This window comes from Castellaniella sp. MT123, from assembly GCF_039614765.1.
In the GTDB taxonomy this organism is placed as follows: Bacteria; Pseudomonadota; Gammaproteobacteria; order Burkholderiales; family Burkholderiaceae_B; genus Castellaniella.
Genome location: NZ_CP154879.1, coordinates 2,637,324 through 2,662,407, shown reverse-complemented (window position 1 = coordinate 2,662,407; position 25,084 = coordinate 2,637,324). Strand labels below are relative to the sequence as shown.

Genomic DNA, 25,084 nt, shown 5'->3' with positions numbered 1-25,084 from the left:
GGTCACGGTTCCCGCGTCGCGGCGGGATTCACCCCGCCGACATCTCCACCGGACGCGCCCTCGGAATGCAATCCGATGATGGTCCAGCCGGTTTCCGGGCTCAGTTCCTGGTCCAGGGTGAAAGGCATGGCATAGCCCTTCGGCGTCACCGCAAAGAGCGGAATGACGGATCGACCGGATTCGCCGCTGCGATATTGCGCAAAGTCGAAGGACTCCGACAAGCGGGTGGCCTTGATCTGCGCACCGGCCATCAACAAAGCCGACAAGGTCCAGTACCCCATCCCGGCCGCGAACAGGGTGCGTCCGCGATATTCCGGATCCAGCGCGTGCTTTTCCGCGATGTCGCCGTCCTGCGAGAGCGGCAGGCTGAAGACCTTGTCCTTGCCGAAATCATCCCGGCCGCGCACCATGATCAGCTGATTGACGTGATCGCGCGTCCCCAGGGCCAGCAACCGCCCCAGGCCGCTCGTGTCCAGGTTGCGCTGCGCATGCTCGGACACGGGGCTGCCATGATAGGTGGGCAGCCCCAGCATCCGGGCCTTGGACAGGCTGTACCAGTCGCTATCGCACAGTCTGACGGGGACACCCTGTTCATGCAGCGCCAGGCCAATGGCGCGGGCCACCGGGTTGGCCCCGGAAATCAGAAAGCCCACGCGGTCCGGTTCGGCGCATTTCAGCAAACGGGCCACGGGCCGCGCGGTCAGGCTCTGCCAGATCACGGTGCCGATGATGACCAGGAAGGTCATCGGCAGCAGACGGTCCGCCCCGGGCACCCGCAGCGCCTCCAGGCGCAGAGCGAACAGGGCCGACACTGCCGCGGCCACGATCCCACGCGGGGCGATCCAGGCGAGCAAGGCCCGCTCGCGCCAGTTCAGCGCCGAGCCCCAGGTGGCAAACAGAACCTTCAGCGGCCGCCCCACCCACAACATGACCGCCAGGACCGCCAGCGCTGGCCAACCCAGCCCGAACAGACGATCAGGCGCGACCCGGGCAGCCAGCAGAATGAATAAGGCGGACAACAGGATCTGGCTGAGTACTTCCTTGAATTCCAGAATATCGTGCACAGGAATTCCCGGACGGTTGGCCAGCCAGATCCCCATCACCGTCACGGCCAGCAGGCCGGACTCGTGCTGACCGTGGTTGGCCAGGGAAAAGGCGGCAAAGACCGACGCCAGCACCGACAGATTGAGCAGCGAATCCGGGATCCAGCGTCGGCGCAGCAAGACTTCCAGCAGCCAGCCGGCCACGAGGCCGATGCCCAGGCCGGTGGCCACGGTCGCCCCGAAATCCCATAAGGCGTGCACCCAGGTGTGATGCGCGCGCAAAGCGGCCATGAGGTCATAGGCCAGTACCGCCAGGATTGCGCCGATCGGGTCGATCAGGATGCCTTCCCAGCGCAGGGCATGAGCGACCGGCGCGACGGGTTTCACGGTCTTGAGCAGCGGTGCGATCACGGTCGGCCCCGTCACGGCCGTGATCGCACCAAACAGCACCGCGAGATCCCAGGGAAACCCCAGGAACACGTGCACTGCGACGGTCGACACGCACCACGCGATCAGCAGGCCACCCGTCACCAGGCGGCGCACGACCCGTTCCAGACCGCGGGTCTGGTGAAACTCCAGCGTCAGGCTGCCTTCGAAAAGGATCACGGCCACGGAGAGGGAGACGATCGGAAACAGCAAATCGCCAAACAGGGCGTCCGGATTCAACAAACCCGCCACCGGCCCGACGGCGATGCCCGCCAGCAGCAGGAAGAGAATGGCCGGAACGCGCAGCCGCCACGCCAGCCACTGCGCGGCCATGGCCACGACGCCGATGCCGGCCAGCAGGAGCTCAGGACTCGTCGTCATGCGCATTCTTCCGGTGTCGCACCGCAAGCCACCAGGCCCGTCCCCAGGCCCGCCAGCCCTGCGCCCGCGCCTGTTGCCAGCTCTTGAGCAGGCCGTAGGACAGATGCGTCTTTTCCTGGCCGACGGGAACATCGGTGCGAACCCGCATCCAGGACGATTTCGCGTGCCCCAGACGTTGATCGGGATACACGCTGCGATGGCCGATGATCAGGTACGCCGCGATGGCGGCGCCCGACACATAGACGGTGCCGACAACGCCGCCGAACAGCTCCACCCCCATCAGGATCGCGGCCAATGGCGTGTTCGAGGCCGCCGCGACCACCGACACCAGCCCCACGGCCGCCCCGAGCGTCGGGCTGATGCCGAACAGATGGGCGAACGCATTGCCCGCCACGGCGCCGATCACGAATTGCGGCGTGACGATGCCGCCATAAAACCCCGATCCCAGCGTCACGGCCACCAGCAGCGCTTTCCACAAGAACCCCAGATAGGGCATGAAATCACCCTGCAGGGCGCGGTCCATGAGCGGCAGGCTCAGGCCCAGATAGTCGGTCGGAATGACAGTGATCAGTACCGCCAGCAGCAGCCCGCCCAGGAGTGGCATCAGGGGCGGCCAGAGCTGGTAGCGGACCTGCAGCCGTTGAAAGGCATTGCGCACCGCGTAGATCAGATCCACGAAGATCCGGGCCACCACGCCGCACAGCATGCCGATCAGGACCGTGCGCAGGAACAGGGATTCGGAAAACCCGGGCAGCGTGGGAATCGCGTAGTACTGATAGGGAATGCCCAGCGCCTTGCTGACCTGAAACGAGGTCATGCCGGCGATCAGGGCCGGAAACAGGAAATCGTGCCGGATCCGGCCGATGACCAGCATTTCGACACCGTAAATGGCGCCGGCGATCGGGGTGCCGAACACACTGGCAAAGCCGGCGCTGACCCCGCAGGCGACGATGCGCTGGCGCAGTTCGGCATTCAGCCGGAACACGCGGCCAATGATGGCGGCCAGCGACGCCCCCAGATGCGAGCAGGGCCCTTCCTTGCCGGCGGACCCACCACTGGCCAGCGTGACGATGGCCGCGACAGGCTTGATGAGCAGCGTGCGCCAGGGCATCCGGCCGCCCTGTTCATGCACGGCGGCAAAGATGGAATCCTTCAGCCCCGGTGTGCCCAGCGCCCGGTAGCCGTAGGTCATGAGCAGGCCGTTGACCAGGCCGGCCAGGGGCAGCATGCCCCAGTAGGCCCAATGCGGCACCGCCTGCGTGCGACCGGTCATGGTGAACAGGGCATGCAGGAACGCGCTGGTCCCGACGCCCACCACGAGCCCGACCAAAGAAGCCAGGACCAGCCACTGCACGACCGTGGCCAGCATGATGGCGGGTTCCAGCAGGTCGATGCGCGGTGCGGAGGGTAGTCTCATGGAATGCGGTCACTGTAGGGTTTCAATCGGTATCGTCTTGCCGGTCGGACGCGCCAGTCACGGGACAGGACGCCAGTTCCCGATAATACGACCCGGTTTCACGGGGCGTGGAAGCGACCAGCACGCAACGACGCGGAACCCACAGGATCGGCTCGGGCATCGGCAGGCGCGCCAGATCCCCCGGACCCGCGCGGCGCAGCAAGGAGACATGGGGGCGAAAGGGCTCGTCGGGCGGGGTGAAATCCTGACGCGCCAGGGCCTGCCAGAGCCCTCGCTGCAACACATCCAGCCAGGGCACCGGCGTGGAAGGTCCCGCCCAGACGATCCGGGGCCCCCGAAAGCGGCCATAGCGGTCCAACGTCAGAGAGCCGCCCGACCATTGGACTTCGCGCAGGATGGCCTGGACGTCCGGCACCCGATCCGTCGGCACATTCCCCAGGAACGCCAGCGTGAGATGCAGGGTATCGGGGCGCATGATGCGCCCGCCGCACAGGGCATGCGCCGTCCTTGCCCATCGGGTCAGGGCACCGACGACATCGGCATCCGGCCATAGCGCGAAAAACAAGCGTTGGAATTCCATCCGTTTTCCAGGGTGATTCCTAAGTTTAAGGACCGGGGTGCACTGGTACCATGCGATATTGAACCCTACCTGATCAGAGAGGAAGCTCATCGTGAATATTACAAAATGGCTGGCCACCGCCGCCATGGCGGCCGCTGCCATCGCCACGGTCCCCGCCCACGCGGACACCAAATTCATCAACATCCTGACCGGTGGCCAAAGCGGCGTGTACTACCCGATGGGTGTCGCGCTGTCCCAGCTCTACAACAAGAACATCCCCGACGCGAAATCCACGGCCCAGGTAACCAAGGCCTCGGCCGAGAACATGAACCTGCTGCAGGCCGGCCGCGGTGAACTGGCCTTCGCCCTGGCCGATACCGTGTCCGACGCCTACACCGGCAACGCGGAAGCCGGCTTCAAGACCCCGCTGAAGAAACTGCGCGGCATGACGGCCACCTACAACAACTACATCCAGATCGTGGCCAATGCCGATTCCGGCATCAAGACCCTGGCCGACCTGAAGGGCAAGCGCATTTCCGTGGGCGCCGCGCGTTCCGGGACTGAACTGAACGCCCGCGCCGTACTCAAGGCCGCCGGCCTGACCTACGCCGATTTCGCCAAGGTCGAATACCTGCCCTTCGGCGAATCGGTCGAGCTGATGAAAAACCGCCAGCTGGACGTCACCCTGCAGTCGGCCGGCCTGGGCGTATCGTCCATCCGCGACCTGGCAACTTCGGTGAAGATCGTCGTCGTGCCCATCTCCCAGGACATTGTCGCCAAGATCAACAACCCGGCCTACCAGCCGGCGTCGATCCCCGCCAACACCTATGAAGGCATGACGGCCGACACCCCCACCGTCGCCGTGCCGAACTTCCTGGTCACGGCCGAAGGCGTACCTGACGATCTGGTCTACCAGATGACCAAGACCTTCTACGAACAGCTGGACACGCTGAAGTCCGCGCACAACGCCGCGAAGACCATCGAGCTGGCCAACGCCCTGAAGGGCATGCCCGTGCCGGTCCACCCGGGCGCCGAACGCTACTACAAGGAAGTCGGCCTGATCAAATAATCAATGCTTTGGAACCCAACACATGAGTTCTGCTCACGATCTCGCCGACCAGCCGATGCCGCGCAGCGTCTTCTGGATCGCAGTCATTTTTTCCTGCTTCCAGATCTGGACAGCCGCCTACAGCCCCCTGTCCAGCCAGGTCATCCGCGCCATTCACGTCGGCTTCGTGCTGCTGATGGTCTTCTCGCTGTATTCCGGCCGCCAGGGCAGCCCACGTGCGATCATCGGCTGGGTACTGGGGATCCTGGGCTTCGGGCTCAGCCTGTACCACTGGGTCTACGAAGCCGACCTCACCGCGCGCGCCGGCCAGATGACCGATGCCGACATGGTGGTCGGCATCCTGACCCTCATTCTGGTCTTTGAAGCCACCCGTCGCATGATGGGCTGGGCACTGCCGATCATCTGCGGGCTGTTCCTGGCCTACGGCCTGTTCGGCCAGTACATTCCGGGCCCCTTCATGCACCGCGGGTTCGGCCTGGATCAGATCGTCGGCACGCTCGGCTTCGGGGTCGAGGGCATCTACGGCACCCCAACCTACGTGTCGTCTACCTACATTTTCCTGTTCATCCTGTTCGGCGCATTCCTGGAACAGGCCGGCATGATCCAACTCTTCAGCGACTTTTCCATGGGGCTGGTGGGGCATTCCCGCGGAGGCCCCGCGAAGGTCTCGGTCGTCAGTTCGGGCCTGATGGGGACGATCAACGGTTCCGGCGTGGCCAACGTCGTCACCACCGGCCAGTTCACCATCCCGCTGATGAAACGCTTCGGCTATTCGTCGGCCTTCGCCGGCGGGGTCGAGGCCACATCCAGCATGGGCGGGCAGATCATGCCGCCGGTCATGGGGGCCGTAGCCTTCATCATGGCCGAAACCCTGAACATCCCCTATGTCGATGTCGTCAAGGCCGCCATCATCCCGGCGATCCTGTATTTCGCCACCGCGTTCCTGACCGTGCACCTGGAAGCCGGCCGGCGTGGCCTGCATGGCCTGGCCAAGGAAGACTGCCCCGACCCCTGGGCCGCCGTGCGCAAGAGCTGGTACCTGCTGCTGCCGCTGATCGGCCTGGTGGTGCTGCTGTTCTCGGGCTATACGCCGCTCTTTTCGGGAACCATCGGCCTGGGCCTGACGGTGATCCTGATCTTCGGCGCGGCCATCATCCAGGGCGCGCGCCCGATGATTCTGCGCTATGTGTTCTGGCTGCTGCTGGGCATCGCCTGCGCGGGTTTCATCCAGTTCGGCGTGACGGATTTCTTCGTCATCGTGGCCGTTCTGGCGCTGGCCCTGCTGTTTCGCCAACACGGGCGCGACGCCCTGAAACTGGCCGTCAATTCCCTGGCGGACGGGGCCCGCAATGCCCTGTCGGTGGCCGCCGCCTGCGCACTGGTGGGGGTCATCATCGGCATCATCAATCTGACCGGTGTGGCCGCCGAATTCGGCGGCCAGGTCATCGCCATCGGGGAAAACAACCTCTTTCTGGCGCTGGTCCTGACCATGATCACCTGCCTGGTGCTGGGCATGGGCATCCCGACGATCCCAAACTACATCATCACCAGCTCGCTGGCCGCGCCGATCCTGTTCAAGCTCGGTGTGCCGCTGATCATCTCGCACATGTTCGTGTTCTATTTCGGCATTATGGCGGACCTGACCCCGCCGGTGGCGCTGGCGGCCTTTGCCGCCGCCCCGATCGCCCGGGAAAACGGCCTGAAGATCAGCATCCAGGCGCTGCGGGTGGCCGCTGCCGGCTTCGTCGTGCCCTACATGGCCGTCTACTCCCCGGCATTGATGCTGCAGGGCGGCAGCCTCTGGGACGTGGCCTACATCGTCTTCAAGGCGCTGCTGGCCATCACGCTGTGGGCGGCGGGCATCACGGGCTTCCTGAAAACCCGTCTGAACGCCTATGAACGCGTCTATGTCGTGCTGGCCGCCGCCCTGCTGGTCGCCGCTGTGCCGATGACCGACGAACTGGGCTTCGCGGCCACCGCAATATTCCTGATCTGGCATCTGACGCGCAGCCGCCGCGTGCCGCCCACCCGGGCTCAGGCGGCCTGATGCTGGGCGCGCTGGGCGTGTGCCTGACGCTGGCGGCGGCGCCCCGGGTGCCGCCGCGCTTCGTGCCCGTCCGGGCCTTCACGCTGGCCTGGACGCATTCCATCGAAAAGATCCGCTGGGAAGAAGACTACCGGATCGAACGGGATGCCGCGAATCAACCGGTCCTGATCCCGGGCCATGCCCGGATCCTGGGGTCGGGCGCCGGCATGGACCCACCGCCCGACGCGGTGCACCATGCCGACGGCTGGTACGAATACCAGCCGCATACCGGGCCCCTGCGGATCCTGCGGCTGACCCGCTCACCCTACACCGCCGACTACGACTGGTGCGTCGGGGGCAGCTGCGAACCGCTGCGCGGCATCATGCCGACCGACGGAGACGTGACGCTGCTGGCGCCCTGCACCGCCCCCTGACCCGCATCGGCACCAGACCAAATGCCGACACCGTGCGTGGAGCCGGTAAAACTCGGTATCATCCTGTTTTCTCCCCAGCGCAGCCATGAGCAACGCCTCGTCCAGCCCATCCAGCCGCCTCGCCGGTCCGCTGTTCCAGCACTGGCGGGCCGAGGCCGTGCGCCTGCGCGAGGCGCACTGGGGGCCTCTGGAAGACCGGGCTGCCTGTCAGTCGGCCCGGCGCGAACCGGCCGATCTGGAACGGCGCATTCTGGCCCGATCGGCCTGGCTGGCGGAACACAGCCCGCTGCAAAACCGCCTGCGCCAATGGGCCGACGGTGCGCGCTGGTCGCTGGCGGCCCTCTGGCTGGGCGCCGGGCTGGCGGGAATCGGCGCTGCGGCCGCTGCCCTGGCTCACGATCAGAGTTCCGTGAACCTGGCCCTGGCGGTGATGGGGCTGCTCGGCCTGCATGCCCTGACCTTCCTGATCTGGCTGGCCGGCTGCCTGCCCGGGCTGCACCCCACCACGGCCCTGTCGGGACTCTGGCTGTGGCTGACGCGAAAACTCGCACACGGCCCCGACAGCGGTCTGGCCGCCCAGGCCTTCCTGTCGCTGCTGGGACGGGCGCGGGCCTGGAAACCGGCCATCGGGATCATCAGCCACGGCGCCTGGACGAGTGCCTACCTGTGCGCCATCCCGACCCTGGTGCTGCTGCTGAGTACCCGCCGCTACACGTTCCACTGGGAAACCACCCTGCTGTCGCCCGATGCCTTCATCACCGCCAGCCGCCTGCTGGGCAGCCTGCCCCGGGCCCTGGGCTTCCCCACGCCGGAAGGCTTCGACATCGCGCGCAGCGTCGGCATGCAGCCCGTGTCCGCCGCCATCCAGGCCGACTGGTCGCTGTGGCTGATCGGCTGCGTCGTCGCCTGGGGCCTGCTGCCGCGCCTGACCGCCCTGATCGTCTGCGGCCTCTGGCTACGCCAGCGCATCCGCCATCTACGCGTCTCCCCGGACCTGCCCGGCTGGATGGAACTGCGCGAACGCCTGCTGCCCACGCACGAAACCCTGGGGATCGACCGCCCGGGCCCGCCGGCCGGCGTCGCCCGGGCCGCATCCCACGCATCCCCGGCATTGATGGTCCATGCGGCCGTTCTGGGCTACGAACTGGGCCCCGACCTGCCCTGGCCGCCCGCCGATCTGCCCCCCGGCGTCCTGGATCTGGGCCGCTGCGACAGCCGGGAAGACCGGGCCCGCGTCCGCCTGCAGCTCAATGCGGCCCACCTGCTGCTCATCTGCGACGCCCGCCTGACCCCGGATCGCGGCACCGCGACCTGGTTCGACGAGCTGCGCCACACCTGTCCGGACCTGCGGATCCTTTGCCTGGACGGCTCCGCGCAGCGGCGGAAGGTCTGGCAGGAAACGCTCTCGCGGCAGAACCTATCCCAGGTGCCCAGCCTGGCGGCCTGGACCGAGCACATCGGAAGTTCCCTTCATGACTGAAGTTCCCCATCCCATCGACCTGGCGGTGGTCGGCCACACCAACACCGGCAAGACCTCGCTGCTGCGCACCCTGTTGCGCGACGAGTCCTTCGGCGATGTCGCCGATCAGCCCGGCACCACCCGGCACGTCGAAAGCGCGCAGCTGCTGTCCGAGGACGGCCAGCCCATGCTCATCCTCAGGGACACCCCGGGCCTGGAAGACGCGATGGGGGTGCTGGACTACCTGGACCAGCTGGTCGCCCCACAGGAACGCATGGACGGGCCGGATCGCATCCAGAAATTGCTGGACAGCCCCGAATCCGCCGGCCGCTTCGAACAGGAATGCCGGGTGCTGACGACGGTCCTGTCCGTCGATGCGGCGCTGTACGTCATCGACGCCCGCGATCCCGTGCTGCCCAAGCACCGGGACGAACTGATGCTGCTGGCGGCCTGCGGCCGCCCGATCCTGCCGGTGCTGAACTTCACCCGCAGCCCGCAGGCCGATATCGGCGCCTGGCGCGATGCCCTGGCCCGCCTGGGCCTGCACGCGACGGTGGATTTCGACACCGTCGCACCCGCGCTGGACGGGGAAAGCCAGATGCTCGACCGCCTGGCCCTGATGCTTGATCACCACGCCGCCGCCTTGCAGGCGCTGCGCACGGATCTGGGCCAGCAACGGCTCAAGCGCCTGCAGGATGCCACCCGGCTGATCGCGGAATTGCTGATGGACGCCGCCGCCCTGCGGCTGCCCAGTTCCCAGGAACCGACCGACATCGCCGCCATCACGCTGGCCATGCGCAAGCGCACACGTGACCGCGAACAGGACTGCGTGCATGCCCTGCTCAAACGCTACCGCTTCAGCAAGGTCACCTTCCCGCACCACCCCCTGCCGCTGAAAGGCGAGCGCTGGGGCATGGATCTGTTCAATCCCCAGGCCCTGCGCGGCTTCGGCATCCAGGTCGGCAAGGGCCTGGCCACCGGCGCAATGGCGGGCGCCACACTAGACATGCTGACCGGCGGCCTGAGCCTGGGCGCGGCAACCTTGCTGGGCGCCGCCATCGGGGGGGTCTGGCAGGGGGCCAGCCAATGGGGCAAGCGGCTGATGGGCCGTCTGGCCGGCAACATGGAAATGACCGTGGGCGATCCGGTGCTGCATCTGCTTGGGCTGCGCCAGCTGGCGCTGGTGCGAGCTCTGGAATGCCGGGGACATGCGGCTTTGCGGCCCATCGACGGCGACCTGATGCGGCTCTCCCCGCCACAGCAACCGGATACGTCCGCGCCGGAACCCGACATGACCGACACGCCGGATCCGGAACCCGTGGAACCCCTGCACCGCCTGCCCGTCGAAGTCCAACGCATCCTGGACGAGGCGCGCACCCACCCCGCCTGGTCGACGATCGGCGAGCACCCCGTCTCGGATTCCCGCCGGGAGGCGCTGATCGGGCAGATGGCGCAATCGCTGTTCACGGCGCTCTGACGATGACAGCGGCTGGCCGGTCGTTCCCCGACCACCCCCGATGAAAGCGCCTGGCGCACGGGCGCCCAGGCGGCTACCAGCTGCCCGAGCCTCCGCCACCGCCGCCCGAGCCCCCGCCACCGCCGCCCCCTGAACCGCCGCCTCCTGAACCACCATCGCCACCCGATCCGCCTCCTGAACCACCATCGCCACCCGATCCGCCGCCGGATCCACCCTCGCCGGATCCGCCGCCAAACCCGCCTCCGAAGCCACCGCCCGCGTCGTCACGCCCCGCTCGGCCACTGCGCCGGAAGCGTCGCGCCCAGCCCATGGCACGCCCGAACCACGCCAGGACAAACCCCGCCGCAGCAGCCAGAATCGTCCAGATCGGGCTCGAACTCACGACCCAGACGAATGCACCCAGCATGAAGGCCGCCATCACAGGGGGTACCACCAGCGAAAACAGGGCGATGGGCACCAGCATGAACCACGGCCCATCAGCGTCATCGGTCCGGCTGGCCACGCTTCGGGCCGGCGCCGGCAAGGCCTCGCCCGAGATCAATGCGACCAGGGACTGCACACCGGCCTCCAGCCCGCCCGCGAAATCCCCCTGGGCGAATCGGGGCGTCATCTGTTCGCGGATGATGCGCCCGGACGCCGCGTCGGTCACCGCACCTTCCAGGCCATAGCCGACCTCGATGCGCACGTGACGATCCTGCTTGGCGACCACCAGGAGGACCCCGTCATCCACCCCCTTGCGCCCGACCTTCCATTGGTCGAAAACCCGCCGGGCGTATTGCTCGATGGTGTCGCTGCCGGTGGTGGGCACCAGCAGCACGAACAGCTGCGAGCCCTTGTCCCGTTCGAGGGCCTGGACCCGCGCGGTCAACGATTGCAGCTGCGCCGGGTCCAGCGTGCGAGTCAGATCCATGACCGGCGCCGTCCAGGCAGGGACGGCAGGCTCGCTGGCCGCCCACGCGCCGCCGGGCAGAGCCACCCACCCGAGGCCCAGCGCGACCAGCAGCCTGAAGACCCATGCACGAGCCCGCATGCGAACCTCTTCGATCAAAAATTGGAGATCCCGGCATTTTAAGGACCCCACGCCCCATAACCAATCGCGACCCATCGCCGGCCTGCCGCAGGCCCATGCGACACATCAACCGCCCATACAATGGATACACGCGCTATAATCGTGGGCTTACGTGCTGCAAACCAGTCACAGCGCGCTTTCATTGGACCCCGGCCCTGATTTCACGCGACCGGCGGCATCCCACCCAGACTTTTTTCATTCGTCGGCCTAGATTGGTATCTCTCGACTTGAGCGATAGGCGGTCGCTGGAGTCAAACCCTTGGATACTTCGATTACCTTTGCCTCGCTAGGCTTGGCAGAGCCCCTGCTGCGTGCCGTTCACGACGCGGGCTACACCCACCCCACCCCCATTCAGGCGCAGGCCATCCCGCGCGTGCTGGAAGGCGGCGACCTGCTGGCCGCCGCCCAGACGGGCACCGGCAAGACGGCCGGCTTCACCCTGCCCATCCTGCATTACCTGATCCAGAACCCGGCCACCAGCCGTCAGCCGGGCCGCCCGCGTGTCCTGGTGCTGACCCCGACCCGCGAACTGACCGCCCAGGTCGAGGAATCCGTGCGCCTGTACGGCCGGCACACCCAGATCCGTTCCATGGTGATGTTCGGCGGGGTCAACATCAATCCGCAGATCACGGCGCTGAGAAAGCCCCTGGACATCCTGGTGGCCACCCCGGGCCGCCTGCTGGATCACGCCCAGCAAAAGACCCTGGACCTGTCCGGCGTCGAGATCCTGGTGCTGGACGAAGCCGACCGCATGCTGGACATGGGTTTCATCCATGACATCCGCCGCGTCCTGAGGCTCCTGCCGGCCAAACGGCAGAACCTGCTGTTTTCCGCCACGTTCTCGGACGAAATCCGCGGCCTGGCCCAGGGCATCCTGCACAATCCGGGCGAAGTCTCGGTGGCGCGCCGCAACACCACGTCCGAACTGGTCAGCCAGCGCATGGTGATGACCGAACAGTCGCACAAACGCGACCTGCTCAGCCACATCATCCGCGAAAGCGGCTGGCATCAGGTGCTGGTCTTCACGCGCACCAAGCACGGCGCCAACCGCCTGGCCGAAAAACTCGCCAAGGACGGCCTGACAGCCGCCGCCATCCACGGCAACAAGAGCCAGGCCGCCCGCACCAAGGCGCTGGCCGGCTTCAAGGACGGTAAAGTCGCGGTGCTGGTGGCCACCGACATCGCCGCACGCGGGCTGGACATCGACCAGCTGCCCCAGGTGGTGAATTTCGAGCTGCCCAACGTCCCCGAAGACTATGTGCACCGCATCGGCCGCACAGGCCGCGCAGGCAGCACCGGTTCGGCCCTCTCGTTGGTCGATCAGACCGAAATCAAGCTGCTGCGCGCCATCGAGCGCCTGACCAAGCAGACGATCGAGCCCATCGTGGTCGAAGGCTGGAATCCGGCGGCCATGGTCACCGGCGACTCGGCACCCGATGCCCGCGAAAAGCGCGCACTGGCGCGACTGCAGGGCGACCTGCCGGCGGGACGCGGCGGGCGGCGCGATGCCGGCACCGGCCGCGAAGGACATCGTCCGGGGCAGCGCGACGGTCAGCGCCCGGCATCGGCCGAACGCCGCACCGGCCAGGATCCGCGCCGCGGCAATGCCCGCCCCCAAGGCGCCCGATCCGGCCGTGACACGGGCGCCACGTCCTCCGGCGCCCCCCGTCGCGACACGCGGCCTCGCACCGGCCAATCGTCCGCACTGCTGCACAAGGCGGATTAAAACCCGCCTGCCTGCGCCACTCAGGAGCACAACCATGGCACTTTCCACCTGGCTGGCGTTCTTCGCGGCCTCCTGGGCGATTTCGTTCTCGCCCGGGCCCGGTGCGATCTGCTCCATGGCGTCCGGCCTGAAATATGGCTTTCGCCACGGCTTCTGGACCATTTTCGGCCTGCAGGCCGGCATCATCTGCCAGCTGATCATCGTGGCGGTCGGGGTCGGCGCCCTGCTGGCTACCTCCGAGGTCGCGTTCTCTCTGGTCAAATGGACCGGCGCGGCCTATCTGGTCTACCTGGGGATACGCCAGTTTCGCACCGACGCGGCGCCCGTGGCCGTCGAGGCCCGGCCGCTGCCCAGCACACATCCGATCCGGGATCAGCTGCTGCGCGGCTATCTGGTCAACATCATCAACCCCAAGGGCACCATGTTCCTGCTGGCGGTCGTGCCGCAGTTCCTGGACCTGAACCGCCCGCTGGCACTGCAATACGCGCTGATCGGGGCCACCCTGTGCCTGACCGACCTGGTGGCGATGAGTTGCTATACTTCGCTGGCCTCGCGCATCCTGGGACTGTTGCGCCGCCCCGGCCACATCCGCTGGCTGAACCGCGGCTTCGGTTCCCTGTTCATCCTGGCCGGCACCGTCCTGGCCTCCTTCGGTCGCGCCGCCGACTGAAGCCACCCGATCATTGTCCATGAGCCTGACCGACGAAGTCGCCCGCCGACGCACTTTTGCCATTATCTCCCACCCTGACGCGGGCAAGACCACGCTCACCGAAAAGCTGCTGCTGTTCGCAGGCGCGATCCAGATCGCCGGTAGCGTCAAGGCGCGCAAGGCCAGCCGCCACGCGGCGTCCGACTGGATGGAAATCGAAAAGCAGCGCGGCATTTCCGTCGCGTCATCGGTCATGCAGATGGAATACCGCGACTGCGTGATCAACCTGCTGGACACCCCGGGCCACCAGGACTTCTCCGAAGACACCTACCGGGTGCTGACCGCCGTGGACGCGGCGCTGATGGTGATCGACGCCGGCAACGGCGTCGAGCCGCAGACGATCCGCCTGCTGCAAGTCTGCCGGGCGCGCAACACCCCCATCATCACCTTCATCAACAAGCTCGACCGCGAGGTCCGCGAGCCGCTGGACCTGCTGTCCGAGATCGAAGGCCACCTGGGCATGGATGCCATCCCGTTTTCCTGGCCCGTGGGCATGGGGCGGCATTTCGGCGGCGTGTTCGATATCCGGCACGACCGGATGCGTGTCTTCCGTCCGGGGTCGGAACGCCATCACGATGACAACGAGACGATCGACGGCCTGGACAATCCGGTCCTGGCGGCGCGCTTCGAGGACGCCTACACGAAATCACGCGACGAGATCGAGCTGATCTCCGGCGCCGTGCCCGAATTCGACCAAGCCGCGTTTCTGGCCGGACGCCAGACGCCGGTGTTCTTCGGGTCGGCCATCAACAATTTCGGTGTGCGTGAAGTGCTGGACGCCCTGGTGGAACTGGCGCCGCCCCCAGGCCCGCGCGCAGCCCTGGAACGGACCGTCGAGCCCGACGAGGCCAAGTTCACCGGCGTCGTCTTCAAGGTCCAGGCCAACATGGACCCGGCGCACCGCGACCGCGTGGCCTTCGTGCGGGTGAGTTCCGGGCATTTCCAGCGCGGCATGCGTCTGAAGGTCGCCCGCAACAACAAGGAAATCCGCCCCAACAACGTGGTGTCCTTCCTGTCGCAACGCCGGGAGATCGTCGAGGAAGCCTTCGCAGGCGACATCATCGGCATCCCCAATCACGGCATCCTGCAGCTGGGCGATGTGCTGACCGAAGGCGAATCACTGACTTTCACGGGTCTGCCGTTCTTTGCGCCGGAACTGTTCCAGGCCGTCGAGGTCAAGGATCCGCTGCGCACCAAGCAGCTGCGCACCGGTCTGACACAGTTGGGCGAGGAAGGCGCCATCCAGGTGTTCCGGCCCGAGGCCGCTGGTGGCGCGCTGCTGCTGGGCGCCGTCGGACAGCTGCAGTTCGAAGTGGTTGCCCACCGATTGAAGACCGAATATGGCGTCGATGCGCGGCTGATGCCCTCGCGCTACAGCCTGGCGCGCTGGATCACCAGCACGGATGCCAAGGCGCTGAAGAAATTCATGGACGCCAATGCCGCCAACATCGCCTACGACGTGGTCGAGGCCGTTGCGTTCCTGGCCACGTCCCCCGCGCAACTGCGGGTCGCGCAGGAACGCTATCCGGAGATCGAATTCCACACCATGCGGGAACACGCCGGGCGCGTGTTCGGCGCCGGCGTCTAGTGTCCTCTGGTACTCATGTCCTGTCGGGTTCTGTCACAGTCGCTGACCGACAGGACCGGGAACGGGGATCGCATTCGATACAATGACACGGTTGACCGCATTGACCGACGAGGGAAGTCGCCCATGTCCTGGCGTCTAATTATTGCCATTTTGCTGCTCGCCGCCGGGGCCTCGGCCTGGGGCGGGTTGCGGCTGGGCGACTGGCTGATCATCCACAGTCCCGCCCAGATCCAGTCCCACGAGTCCCCCGAAGCGCCCGGCAAGACACCCGTCCTGGATGCCAATGGCAAGCCGTTCGTCGCCTCGGCGCCGCAGCCGCTATCCGACGGACGTCAGGGCGTCCCCAGCCTGCCGCCTCCCGTGGACTGGCAGGTCCAGACGGACCCGCTGATGAACGAGCACCGGCCCATCGCCCTGGCCACGACCACCATCAGCATGGATGAGGCCATCACCCTGGCGTCCCAGAATCAGATGGATGACAATGGCAACAGCCTGCAAGGCATCGCCAACGTCGGCACCCTGGTATCGCCACAGGCCGTGCAGCCCATCGACGTGCCGGCGCCGCCACCGCCACCGGCCAACATGCCGCCGGAAGTCGGCGGCCGCAACTGGCAGGCCGCCTTCCAATCGGAACTGAAAACCTGCGAATCCCTGGGGTTCTTCTCGCGGCCCTCGTGCGCCTGGGCGGCCCGCAACAAATACTGCGAACCCCACCACGCCTGGGGCCAGGTCGCGGATTGCCCTGCGAAGAAATCGACGTTCTGATGTTCGACACGCGCCCCGGAACCGGAATCCCATCCGGTTGGCGGGGCGGCCTGGCAGGGATCTGACGGCGTCAGACCTGGGATTGCAGGTAGTTCTGCAGACCGACCTGATCGATCAGGCCGATCTGGGTTTCCAGCCAGTCGATGTGTTCTTCTGTGTCGTTCAGGATGGTCAGGAACAGGTCGCGCGACGCGTAGTCCTGCACCGATTCGCAATACTGCATGGCTTCCTTGACGGTGGCCTGCGCCGCCGTTTCCAGCTTCAGGTCGCAGGCCAGGATTTCGGGCACGGATTCGCCGATCAGAAGCTTGTGCAGATCCTGCAGGTTCGGCAGGCCATCCAGCATGAAGATGCGCTCGATCAGCAAATCGGCATGCTTCATTTCACCGATGGATTCGTCGTATTCGTGCTGCCCGAGCTTGTCGAAGCCCCAGTGGCGCATCATGCGCGCGTGCAGGAAATACTGATTGATGGCTGAAAGTTCGTTTTTCAGCTGCTGATTCAGGAATTTGATGACGGTCTTGTCGCCCTTCATGGCCAGTGCTCCTAGACGCGACCCGCTGTCAGGCGCAGGCCGGAATGTCTAGACTACCACGCGAGCCCGCCCGGGTGTGCCGTTCGGCGGGTCCGCACACCCGGGGCCGGATGCGCGGATCCACTCAACGGATCAGTCCTCGCCCGACACGATCTTGAACATATAGCTGAAGTCGCGTCCGCCATGGCCCTGGGCCACTGCGTCTTCATACATCTGCGTGGCACGCGCCGCGAACGGGGTCTCGTAGTCGACGGCCTGCGCCGCCTTCTGGGACAAGCGCATGTCCTTCAGCATCAAGGCCATTGCAAAGCCCGGCGCATAGTCGCGATTGGACGGCGCACCGGGCACCGGCCCCGGAACCGGGCAATAGGACTGCAGCATCCAGCAATTGCCGGAGGCATGTGTCATGACGTCGTAGACCTTCTGGTCGTCCAGCCCCAGCCGCCGCGCCAGCGCCAGCGTTTCGCTGAGCGTGATGGCGGTCATGCCGGCCATCATGTTGTTGCAGGCCTTCATGGACTGCCCGGTACCTGCGGCGCCCACATGCACGACCGAACTGCCCATATGGCGCAGCACGAGTTCGGCACGGACGAAGTTGGCCGCCTCCCCCCCGACCATGAAGACCAGTTTGCCCGCCTCTGCGGCCGGCACCGCGCCGGACACCGGGGCATCCACCATGGCAAAGCCCTGCCCCGCAGCCAGCGCATGCACGACCCGGGATGTTTCCACGTCGATCGTGGAGCTGTCGATCAGCAAGGCATCCCGCCGCGCATGGGCCAGGATGCCTGCATCACCCTCGTACACCTGGCGCACATGCGTGCCGGTGGGCACCATGGTGATCACGGCATCCGCGCCACGCACCGCGTCGGCGATGGATGACGCGGCCCGGCCGCCGGACTGGACCAGCGAGGCCAGGGCATCCTGCGCCAGATCGAATCCAATCACGTCATACCCCGCCTTGAGCAAGTTCTTGCTCATGGGGGTTCCCATGTGTCCAAGGCCGATGAAGGCAATCGTGGTCATGATCGTTTTCCTCTGTGATGGCTGGATCAGCTCTTGTTGATCAGGGGGCACTGGGATTCGGACAAGGGTCGCGTCACCAGTTCGGTGGGCAGCGTACGCAGGATCTTGTAGTAGTCCCATGGGCCCTTGGATTCCGCAGGCGTCTTCACCTGAACCAGATACATGTCATGGGCCATCCGGCCATCCGGACGCACCACGCCGTGAGGCGCAAAGAAATCATTCACCGGCATTTCATGCATCTTCTGCGCGACGACCTTGCCGTCCGCTGTCCCGGCGGCCTTGACCGCCTTCAGATAGTGCATCACGGCCGAATACGTTCCGGCCTGCACCATCCCCGGCATGCGCTTGGTCAGCGCCTGGAAACGCTTGGCGAATTCACGGCTGGCGTCGTCACGATCCCAGTAATAGGCCGTCGTGGCCACCAGGCCATGCGCCTTTTGCAGGCCCAGGGCATGCACGTCGCTGATCACCATGGCCAGGGCCACCAGCCGCTGCCCGCCCGAGGTGATGCCGAATTCAGAGGCCTGCTTGATGCTGTTGGTGGTGTCCAGCCCGCCGTTGGCCAAGGCGATGACCTGCGCACCGGACGACTGCGCCTGCAGCAGGAAGGACGCGAAGTCCGAGGATTCCACCGGATGGCGCACCTCGCCCAGCACCCTGCCCCCGTTGGCATTGATGGTCTTGGTCAGATCGGCCGCCATCTGCTTGCCGAATGCATAGTCGGCCGCCAGAATGAACCAGGTCTTGCCGCCATCCTCGATCACGCCGCGTGCCGTCCCCACGGATGCCGCATAGGTATCGAACACCCAATGAAACCCGGTCGGCGAGCAGGCCTTGTCGGTCAGCGCGGCCGAAAATGGGCCGGTCGCGATCGTGATCTTGCCCATTTCCTTGGCCAGCCCCTGCACCGCCAGGGCAACGCCAGAATTGGTCAGATCGGTGATCATCTCGACGTGTTCCAGATCGAACCATTTGCGGGCGATCGCGGATGCCGCATCCACCTTGTTGTGGTGATCGGCCGAGACGACCTCGATCTTGCGGCCCAGCACCTCGCCGCCAAAATCCTTCACCGCCATCTCGGCGGCCGTCACCGACGTGACCCCGCCAAAGTCCGAATACAGGCCGGACTGGTCGTTCAGCACGCCAATGCGCAGCGGAGCCGCCGCGGCGGCCCATTGCGGCAGCGCCAGCGCCAGTACAGCAGCGATCAACATTTTTTTCATGGGAGTCTCCTTTGGTGTTGGTGCCTGGCCCGCTGATGAACGCCGGCGGGCCGTTCTTCGTCGAACATCCTATGCGCGATGCTTCATTTCATGACACAAGACATCGATCGCCGAGGCCCAGGCATCCGTCGTCTGTGCGATCTCCCGGTCGCCGTGCGCCGTGCATACGTAGTATTTCGTGTCCCCCTTGAAGATGCCGCGTTCACGCAACAGTACATTGAAGCGCCTGGTCAGCCAGGCATCCCCACTGATCGTGTCGCGGTAATTGCGAATCTCGCGGCGATGGAAGATCACGTCGAACAAAGGCTCCGCCCCCAGGATCTGGGCCGGCAGTTCGGCGCGGTTCAGCATCTCACCCAGCGTCTCACGCAGCTTCCTGCCGGTTGCGAACAAGCGGTCATAGACGCCAGGCTGCTTGAGGACATTCAAAGTGGCCAGCCCTGCCGCCGCCGCGATCGGGTTACCGCTCAGCGTCCCGATCTGGACCAGGAAACGGTCCGCATCGGCCGCTGACCGATCGAATAGGTCCATGATGTCCGCGCGGCCGGCGATCGCCGCCAAGGGAAAGCCGCCACCGCAGGCCTTGCCCAGGGTGCAGACGTCCGGCGTGACCCCGTAGTACTGCTGGGCACCGCCATACGAGAACCGGAAACCCGTCACGACTTCGTCGAAAATCAGCAGCACCCCGGTTTCGGCCGTCACCTCGCGCAGTGCCTCAAGGAACCCAGGGCGCGGGGGCACCAGGCGCTGGAGCGGTTCGACGATCACTCCGGCCAGCTCATCGGCGTGCTCGCGGATGTAGCGCACCACCAGATCCGTATCGTTGAAGGGTGCGACGACCACTTCTTCGCGGACACTCTTCGGGATCCCCGGAGAGTCTGGAATCGGTTCCGGAAAGGACGCTTCACGGGTCGGGGCGAGACTCATGAGGCCGTAATCGCTCATGCCGTGATAGCCGCCCTCGAACTTCAGGATCTTGTCGCGTTTGCGGAATGCCCGGGCCAGGCGCATGGCATAAAAATCCGCCTCGGTCCCCGAAGACACGAACCGGACCTTGTCCGCGCAGGGCACGGCATCCACGATAGCTTCCGCCAGCCGGATGCCATGGCGATTGTTGGCGAAAAAGGTCGTGCCGTTTGGCAATTGGGCATTGACCGCCGCGTTGACGTCGGGATGCCCATGGCCGATCAGCATTGGCCCTGAGCCGATCAGATAGTCGATGTACTCGTTGCCGCTCTCGTCCCAGACCCGGCTACCCTGCCCCTTGGCGATGATGATCTGTTCCGGCAGATTGCCGAACGTGCCTCCCGGCAAATACCGGGCGGCGACCTGCGCCAGTTCCCGTTCCTGGGCGGACAAGACATTTTCCGTGCGCTGTCCGGGTTCTGTCCGGTTCAAAGTATTCGTTGTCACCTCGTGTACTCCTTATATGAATGCTAAAAAAGTTGTGCGCCATACGAAGATGCTGTCATCGTCTCTATGTCCCTCCTTGCACTCGGCTCCACTACTGTAGTCAGGCCAACCCATCCGGCCCACGGCGCCTCCGCCCCCCCCCGTCACTCATCCCCCCGTCCGGACGTCTTGGCATGTTCCGCCCGCCTGCGCAGGAATTCCAGGCTGACCAGGAAGATGACCGACGTGATGATCAGAAGCGTCGCCACCGCCAGGATCGTGGGGCTGATGCTCTCCCGCAAACCGGAAAACATCTGACGCGGAACGGTCTGCTGCTGCGGCCCCGCCAAAAACAGAACCAGGACGATCTCGTCGAACGACGTAACGAAGGCGAACAGGGCTCCCGAGATCAGACCCGGCCGAATGACCGGCAAGACCACATCTCGATAGACTTTCAGAGGTGGCGCACCCAGGCTCAGTCCGGCCTTGTACAAGGACTGGTCGAATCCTTGCAGCGAGGCCGTCACAGTGATGACCACGAACGGCGCACCCAGGGCGGTGTGCGCAATAATGATCCCGGTGTAGGTCGCCACCAGATCGAAACGCGAATAAAAGAAAAACATGCCGGCCGCGACGATGATCAGAGGCACGATCATCGGGGACAGAATCGCGGCGGTGATGAACCGCCGGAACGGCATGTCTTCACGCGCCAGCCCGACAGCGGCCACGGTACCCAGAACCGTGGCCAGCAGCGTGGAGACGATCCCAATGAAAAAGCTATTCTTGATGGCCAGGATCCAGTTCTGGCTTTCGAAGATCGCGGCATACCACTTCAGGGAATAGGCGTCCGGATCCAGCCGCAACATGCTCGGCGTGAAAGTGAAGAACGGCTCTGCGTTGAAGGACAGGGGGATGATCACCAGCACGGGGAGAATTAGAAACAGCAACACCATCCATGAAAACAATTTCAAGACATATTCGCCGAACCTGTCCTGCAGGCCCGCCACGACTGAGAGTGCGGTCATGTGATTTCCCCCTAACCCAGTTTCAGATTGCCCGCACCGACCAGCCGGTCGTACACCCAATACAGCAGCAGAATGATCGCCAGCAGGATCGACCCGAGCGCGGCAGCCAGCCCCCAATTGCTCGTGCTTTGAATGTTGAAGGCGATGATGTTTGAAATCATCTGCCCATCGCTTCCGCCCACCAATGCCGGTGTGATGTAGTAGCCGATGGAGATGATGAAGACCAATAAGGTACCGGCGCCCAGCCCCGACAAGGTCAGGGGGAAGAACACCCGGAAGAACGCCTGCATCGGCGGGCTGCCCATGGAGATCGCCGCGCGCATGTAGCTGGGGTCGATGCCGCGCATGACGCTGTACAGCGGCAAGACCATGAAGGGCAGCAGGATATGGGTCATGGCGATGACCGTGGCAAACCGCGTATAGAGTAGATTCAGCGGCGTGTCGATCAGGCCCAGCCCCATCAGCACCGTATTGACGACGCCGTCGGTCTGCAACAAGGCGATCCACGAGGTCGTCCGGACCAGCAAGGACGTCCAGAATGGCAGCAGCACCAGGATCATCAGGGCATTGGCGGTTTTGCTGGGTGCTTTCGCCAGATAGTAGGCCAGCGGATACCCCAGCAGCATGCACAGGACGGTGATCGACAGGGCGATGCCCAGGGTCTTCACATAGAGCACCTGATAGACGGATGCCGTATTCGACTGGGAAAAAGTCCCGCCGACGAAATCGAAGCCGGCCGCCTTCATGTAGTTTCGCGCGGTATAGACGCGGCCCGCCTCGGCGATCGCCTGCCATAGCTTGACATTACCCCAATCCGGATTGGCGTCGGTCAGCCACTGCGCCGCCTGAGGATCTGACATGCCGGCCAGATCCGCGTTCCGGATGCGGCGTCCCGTCATCTTGAACACGCTGGCGGTCCCAGGCATCACCTGATTCACAGCGGAACCCAGCTCGCCTTCTTTGTGGCTCAGCGCCAGGTCCTTAAGCTCCACGGCAAGCGTCTTCAGGGTCGCCGCCGGAGGCGGCGAAGCTTGATCCCAATCGTCCAGTCGCTGAATCGTCTGGGGGATCAAACCCTGCACAGTCGGGCTATACAGACTACGAAAGAGCATGGAGCCGATCGGGGCGAAAAAGGTGACCAGCAAAAAGGCCAACAGCGGCACCACCAGCAGAAAACTATTTCGCTTGCGCCGCCGGACGTTTTGCTCAATCCCGCGTTCTTCCGTTCGCGACAGCTTGCCGAGTGCCTTCCGGTCGAAAGCATCCAGCTGATTTCCGAACGAGGTGCTTGCCTTGGACATAGTCATGGCTCCAGAGGACTCCGGACGATGCGGCGCGCTGCGTCACGCGGGCGCCACCGCCTTACCCGGAGTCTGTCCGTTATTCAATGGCTATTGCAGCAACCATTGGTTGAAGCGCTCATTGAGCGTTTCATCGAAATCCGCCCAGAAGCTCGAGTCGGCCCGCAAGCCTTCCGAAGCATGCTGACTCGGCAAGTCTTTGACAACGTCCGGGCTCAGCAGCGCCAGCGAGGACCTGCGCACCGGTCCGTAGTTCACATCCGCCATGCCCGCCAGCGGTTTAGTCCCCGTTGCAAACAGGACGAACTTCAGCGCGGCGTCCTTGTTCTTCGAACCCTTGACGATACCCAGGGCTTCCAGATCGTATACATTGCCATGCCAGACGATGTTGAAAGGCTTCTTCTCGCTCTTAATGACGTCAGACAGGCGACCATTGGCGGATTGCACCATAACCGTGGAGCCGCTGTTCAGCAGCCCGGGCGCCTGGGACCAGCTGTCGAACCAGACGATATCCTTCTTGATCGTATCCAGCTTCCTGAACGCCCGGTCCTGCCCTTCCTTGGTCGCCAGCACCTTGTAGACATCACTGGCCGGCACACCATCAGCCAGCAGGGCCCATTCCAGATTGATCTGTGCCTTCTTGCGCAGACCGCGTTTGCCCGGGATCTTTTTGGTATCGAAAATATCGGCAACCGAGGTCGGTGCCACCGGCCCGACCGTGTCCTTGTTGTAGGCGTAGACGATGCTCCAGACCACCTCGCTGAGCCCACATGGGCTGTCTTCGAAAGTCCCCTTGATGAAATCATCCTTTGCAGGGACACCATCAGCCCCGGCCGGAATCAGATTTCGGGGAATCTGCTCTAGCAGACCGTCATAGCAGGCACGCTGCAAATCGATGGTCTCGAGGTCAACCACATCCCACAGGACATTGCCGGATTCGACCTGCGCCTTGATCTGCGCCGTCCCGCCCGTGTAGTTCTGGAAAAGGATCTCGGTGCCAGTTTCCTTCACATAGGGATCGATCATATGTTTTTTCTGTACGCCCCCCCACGCCCCACCAAAAGACACAAAGGTCAGCGAATCAGCCGCCTGAACCGGGCCACTGGATATGGCGCCGCAGGCAAGAACAGCCGCCGTCAATTTCAGCAATTTGCTCATGTTTGTCTCCTGTCTTTAAGTCATCTGATTTTTTCTGATACCACGATGCAACGAGGCACTGTCACCCTGCCAGACGGCGCGGGTGCTCGTATCTAATGCGAGGAAAAGGCAAAACACCCCCGGACCCGCCAGGACACATCCAGCACGGAACCATCCGGATGGGGGCGCTGGCTCGCGCTGCTGAGTTCCTTGATGATGAGCTGTCCTCCGCCCTCAAGTTCCAGGAAATAGCGGATGAAGTCGCCCACGTAATGGCTGGTCAGCAGACGGGCCTTGAGATGATTCTCATGGTCTCCGTCCGGCAGACCGATGGTCAGTTTCTCCGGACGCACGGACACCACGCAGGGCTGTCCCGCCGTGATCGCATCGCCGATTTCCGCGCGGATCTCCTGGCCACTCGCCAGCCGCACGAGCGCCAGCCCGTCCGAGATCGAATTCACCCGCCCGGGAATCAGATTGTTCTCGCCGATGAAGTCCGCGACGAACGCGTTGCTCGGGCGTTCGTAAAGCTCGGTCGGACTGGCGTATTGCTGCACCACGCCCTGATTGAAAACGGCGATCCGGCTGGACATGGTCAGGGCCTCGACCTGATCGTGCGTCACATAAACGACGGTGAATCCCAACTGCTTGTGTATGGTCGTGATCTCGAACTGCATCTGCTCGCGCAGCTTCTTGTCGAGGGCTCCGAGCGGCTCGTCCATCAGTACGAGCTTCGGCTGGAAGATCAGCGAACGCGCCAGGGCCACCCGCTGTTTCTGGCCCCCGGACAGCTGATTCGGGTAACGAGAGCCAAAATCCTGCAGTTCGATCATCTTCAGGAACTGATTCACGCGCTGCTGGATATCCGTTGCGCGCATCTTGCGAACCCGAAGCGGATAGGCCAGGTTCTCGGCCACCGTCATGTTCGGGAAAAGCGCATAGTTCTGGAACACCATACCGATGTCCCTCTTGTGGGGCGGCATGTTCAGAAAGGACATTCCATCGACGCGGATATCGCCGCTGGTGACGGTTTCAAACCCCGCCAGCATCATTAGGACCGTCGTCTTGCCCGATCCAGACGGGCCCAGCAGCGTGATGAACTCGCCTTCCGCCACATCGATATTGAAGTCCTTGACAACCAGATTCTTGTGGTCGTATGTCTTTCTGACGTTGATGGCGCTCAAGAAGCGGCTCTTGTCTTCGTCCATTGTCTCCTCCTCGCTTCGGACACAGGGTCATCAGAAGGCTCTTTCAGGGCAATGGGCCGCAGGAAGTCCTCCTTCCGCTGGCGACCACTGCC

Annotated in this window: 21 protein-coding genes; 9 read left to right on the top strand and 12 right to left on the bottom strand. The window is 64.6% G+C overall.

Annotated elements, in window-relative coordinates:
- Positions 1 to 2 precede the first annotated feature (2 nt).
- Genes ABCV34_RS12560 through thpR form a run of 3 tightly spaced genes read right to left on the bottom strand, consistent with a single transcriptional unit; the run spans position 3 to position 3,847 of the window.
- Positions 3 to 1,850: a sodium:proton antiporter gene (locus ABCV34_RS12560; protein WP_345796548.1), complete on the bottom strand. Its 1,848-nt coding sequence runs from the start codon at positions 1,848 to 1,850 to the stop codon at positions 3 to 5.
- The gene (locus ABCV34_RS12555) at positions 1,834 to 3,267 is read right to left on the bottom strand and encodes a chloride channel protein (protein WP_345796547.1); all 1,434 of its coding nucleotides are present in this window, start codon (positions 3,265 to 3,267) and stop codon (positions 1,834 to 1,836) included. Before ABCV34_RS12555 ends, ABCV34_RS12560 begins: the two co-directional genes overlap by 17 nt.
- 22 nt (positions 3,268 to 3,289) lie before the next feature.
- On the bottom strand, positions 3,290 to 3,847 hold the full coding sequence (gene thpR, locus ABCV34_RS12550) for an RNA 2',3'-cyclic phosphodiesterase (protein WP_345796546.1): 558 nt from the start codon (positions 3,845 to 3,847) through the stop codon (positions 3,290 to 3,292).
- Positions 3,848 to 3,938: 91 nt separating this feature from the next.
- On the opposite strand from thpR, the gene ABCV34_RS12545 reads away from it, so the two are divergent.
- The 5 genes from ABCV34_RS12545 to ABCV34_RS12525 all read left to right on the top strand — a co-directional run bounded on the left by ABCV34_RS12545 (position 3,939) and on the right by ABCV34_RS12525 (position 10,291).
- The gene (locus ABCV34_RS12545; RefSeq protein WP_345796545.1) at positions 3,939 to 4,895 is read left to right on the top strand and encodes a TAXI family TRAP transporter solute-binding subunit; all 957 of its coding nucleotides are present in this window, start codon (positions 3,939 to 3,941) and stop codon (positions 4,893 to 4,895) included.
- A 22-nt stretch (positions 4,896 to 4,917) separates the two neighbouring features.
- The gene (locus tag ABCV34_RS12540; RefSeq protein ID WP_345796544.1) at positions 4,918 to 6,942 is read left to right on the top strand and encodes a TRAP transporter permease; all 2,025 of its coding nucleotides are present in this window, start codon (positions 4,918 to 4,920) and stop codon (positions 6,940 to 6,942) included.
- Complete coding sequence (locus tag ABCV34_RS12535) at positions 6,942 to 7,355, top strand: DUF1850 domain-containing protein (RefSeq protein ID WP_345796543.1); 414 nt, start codon at positions 6,942 to 6,944, stop codon at positions 7,353 to 7,355. Before ABCV34_RS12540 ends, ABCV34_RS12535 begins: the two co-directional genes overlap by 1 nt.
- Positions 7,356 to 7,440: 85 nt before the next feature.
- Positions 7,441 to 8,835, top strand: coding sequence for a DUF2868 domain-containing protein (locus ABCV34_RS12530; protein WP_345796542.1), 1,395 nt, complete (start codon positions 7,441 to 7,443; stop codon positions 8,833 to 8,835).
- Positions 8,828 to 10,291, top strand: coding sequence for a GTPase/DUF3482 domain-containing protein (locus ABCV34_RS12525; protein WP_345796541.1), 1,464 nt, complete (start codon positions 8,828 to 8,830; stop codon positions 10,289 to 10,291). Before ABCV34_RS12530 ends, ABCV34_RS12525 begins: the two co-directional genes overlap by 8 nt.
- Positions 10,292 to 10,364: 73 nt before the next feature.
- Here the strand turns inward: ABCV34_RS12525 and ABCV34_RS12520 are convergent, their stop codons facing one another.
- The gene (locus ABCV34_RS12520; RefSeq protein ID WP_345796540.1) at positions 10,365 to 11,321 is read right to left on the bottom strand and encodes a YgcG family protein; all 957 of its coding nucleotides are present in this window, start codon (positions 11,319 to 11,321) and stop codon (positions 10,365 to 10,367) included.
- 298 nt (positions 11,322 to 11,619) lie between these two features.
- Between ABCV34_RS12520 and ABCV34_RS12515 the strand changes: the two genes are divergently transcribed.
- From ABCV34_RS12515 to ABCV34_RS12500, 4 genes are all read left to right on the top strand, one after another.
- Entirely contained in the window at positions 11,620 to 13,086 is a 1,467-nt protein-coding gene (locus tag ABCV34_RS12515; RefSeq protein ID WP_345796539.1) for a DEAD/DEAH box helicase, read from the top strand.
- A 34-nt stretch (positions 13,087 to 13,120) separates the two neighbouring features.
- Positions 13,121 to 13,756, top strand: coding sequence for a LysE family transporter (locus ABCV34_RS12510; RefSeq protein WP_345796538.1), 636 nt, complete (start codon positions 13,121 to 13,123; stop codon positions 13,754 to 13,756).
- Between the two features lie 19 nt (positions 13,757 to 13,775).
- Entirely contained in the window at positions 13,776 to 15,383 is a 1,608-nt protein-coding gene (locus tag ABCV34_RS12505) for a peptide chain release factor 3 (protein WP_345796537.1), read from the top strand.
- A gap of 123 nt (positions 15,384 to 15,506) precedes the next feature.
- On the top strand, positions 15,507 to 16,148 hold the full coding sequence (locus ABCV34_RS12500; RefSeq protein ID WP_345796536.1) for a hypothetical protein: 642 nt from the start codon (positions 15,507 to 15,509) through the stop codon (positions 16,146 to 16,148).
- 70 nt (positions 16,149 to 16,218) lie between these two features.
- Here ABCV34_RS12500 and bfr read toward each other — a convergent pair whose 3' ends face one another.
- From bfr to ABCV34_RS12460, 8 genes are all read right to left on the bottom strand, one after another.
- Entirely contained in the window at positions 16,219 to 16,683 is a 465-nt protein-coding gene (gene bfr, locus ABCV34_RS12495) for a bacterioferritin (protein WP_345796535.1), read from the bottom strand.
- Positions 16,684 to 16,815: 132 nt separating this feature from the next.
- Positions 16,816 to 17,706, bottom strand: coding sequence for a 3-hydroxyisobutyrate dehydrogenase (gene mmsB, locus ABCV34_RS12490; RefSeq protein WP_345796534.1), 891 nt, complete (start codon positions 17,704 to 17,706; stop codon positions 16,816 to 16,818).
- Between the two features lie 26 nt (positions 17,707 to 17,732).
- Positions 17,733 to 18,929, bottom strand: a complete 1,197-nt coding sequence (locus tag ABCV34_RS12485; RefSeq protein WP_345796533.1) for an ABC transporter substrate-binding protein — start codon at positions 18,927 to 18,929, stop codon at positions 17,733 to 17,735.
- 69 nt (positions 18,930 to 18,998) lie between these two features.
- Entirely contained in the window at positions 18,999 to 20,342 is a 1,344-nt protein-coding gene (locus ABCV34_RS12480; RefSeq protein WP_345796532.1) for an aminotransferase class III-fold pyridoxal phosphate-dependent enzyme, read from the bottom strand.
- 143 nt (positions 20,343 to 20,485) lie between these two features.
- Positions 20,486 to 21,346: an ABC transporter permease gene (locus ABCV34_RS12475; RefSeq protein WP_345796531.1), complete on the bottom strand. Its 861-nt coding sequence runs from the start codon at positions 21,344 to 21,346 to the stop codon at positions 20,486 to 20,488.
- An 11-nt stretch (positions 21,347 to 21,357) separates the two neighbouring features.
- Entirely contained in the window at positions 21,358 to 22,653 is a 1,296-nt protein-coding gene (locus ABCV34_RS12470; protein ID WP_345796530.1) for an ABC transporter permease, read from the bottom strand.
- Between the two features lie 84 nt (positions 22,654 to 22,737).
- Positions 22,738 to 23,805 carry a polyamine ABC transporter substrate-binding protein gene (locus ABCV34_RS12465; RefSeq protein ID WP_345796529.1) on the bottom strand — a complete coding sequence of 356 codons (1,068 nt, stop codon included), beginning with the start codon at positions 23,803 to 23,805 and terminating at the stop codon, positions 22,738 to 22,740.
- Between the two features lie 92 nt (positions 23,806 to 23,897).
- Positions 23,898 to 24,992: an ABC transporter ATP-binding protein gene (locus tag ABCV34_RS12460; RefSeq protein WP_345796528.1), complete on the bottom strand. Its 1,095-nt coding sequence runs from the start codon at positions 24,990 to 24,992 to the stop codon at positions 23,898 to 23,900.
- Positions 24,993 to 25,084 lie beyond the last annotated feature (92 nt).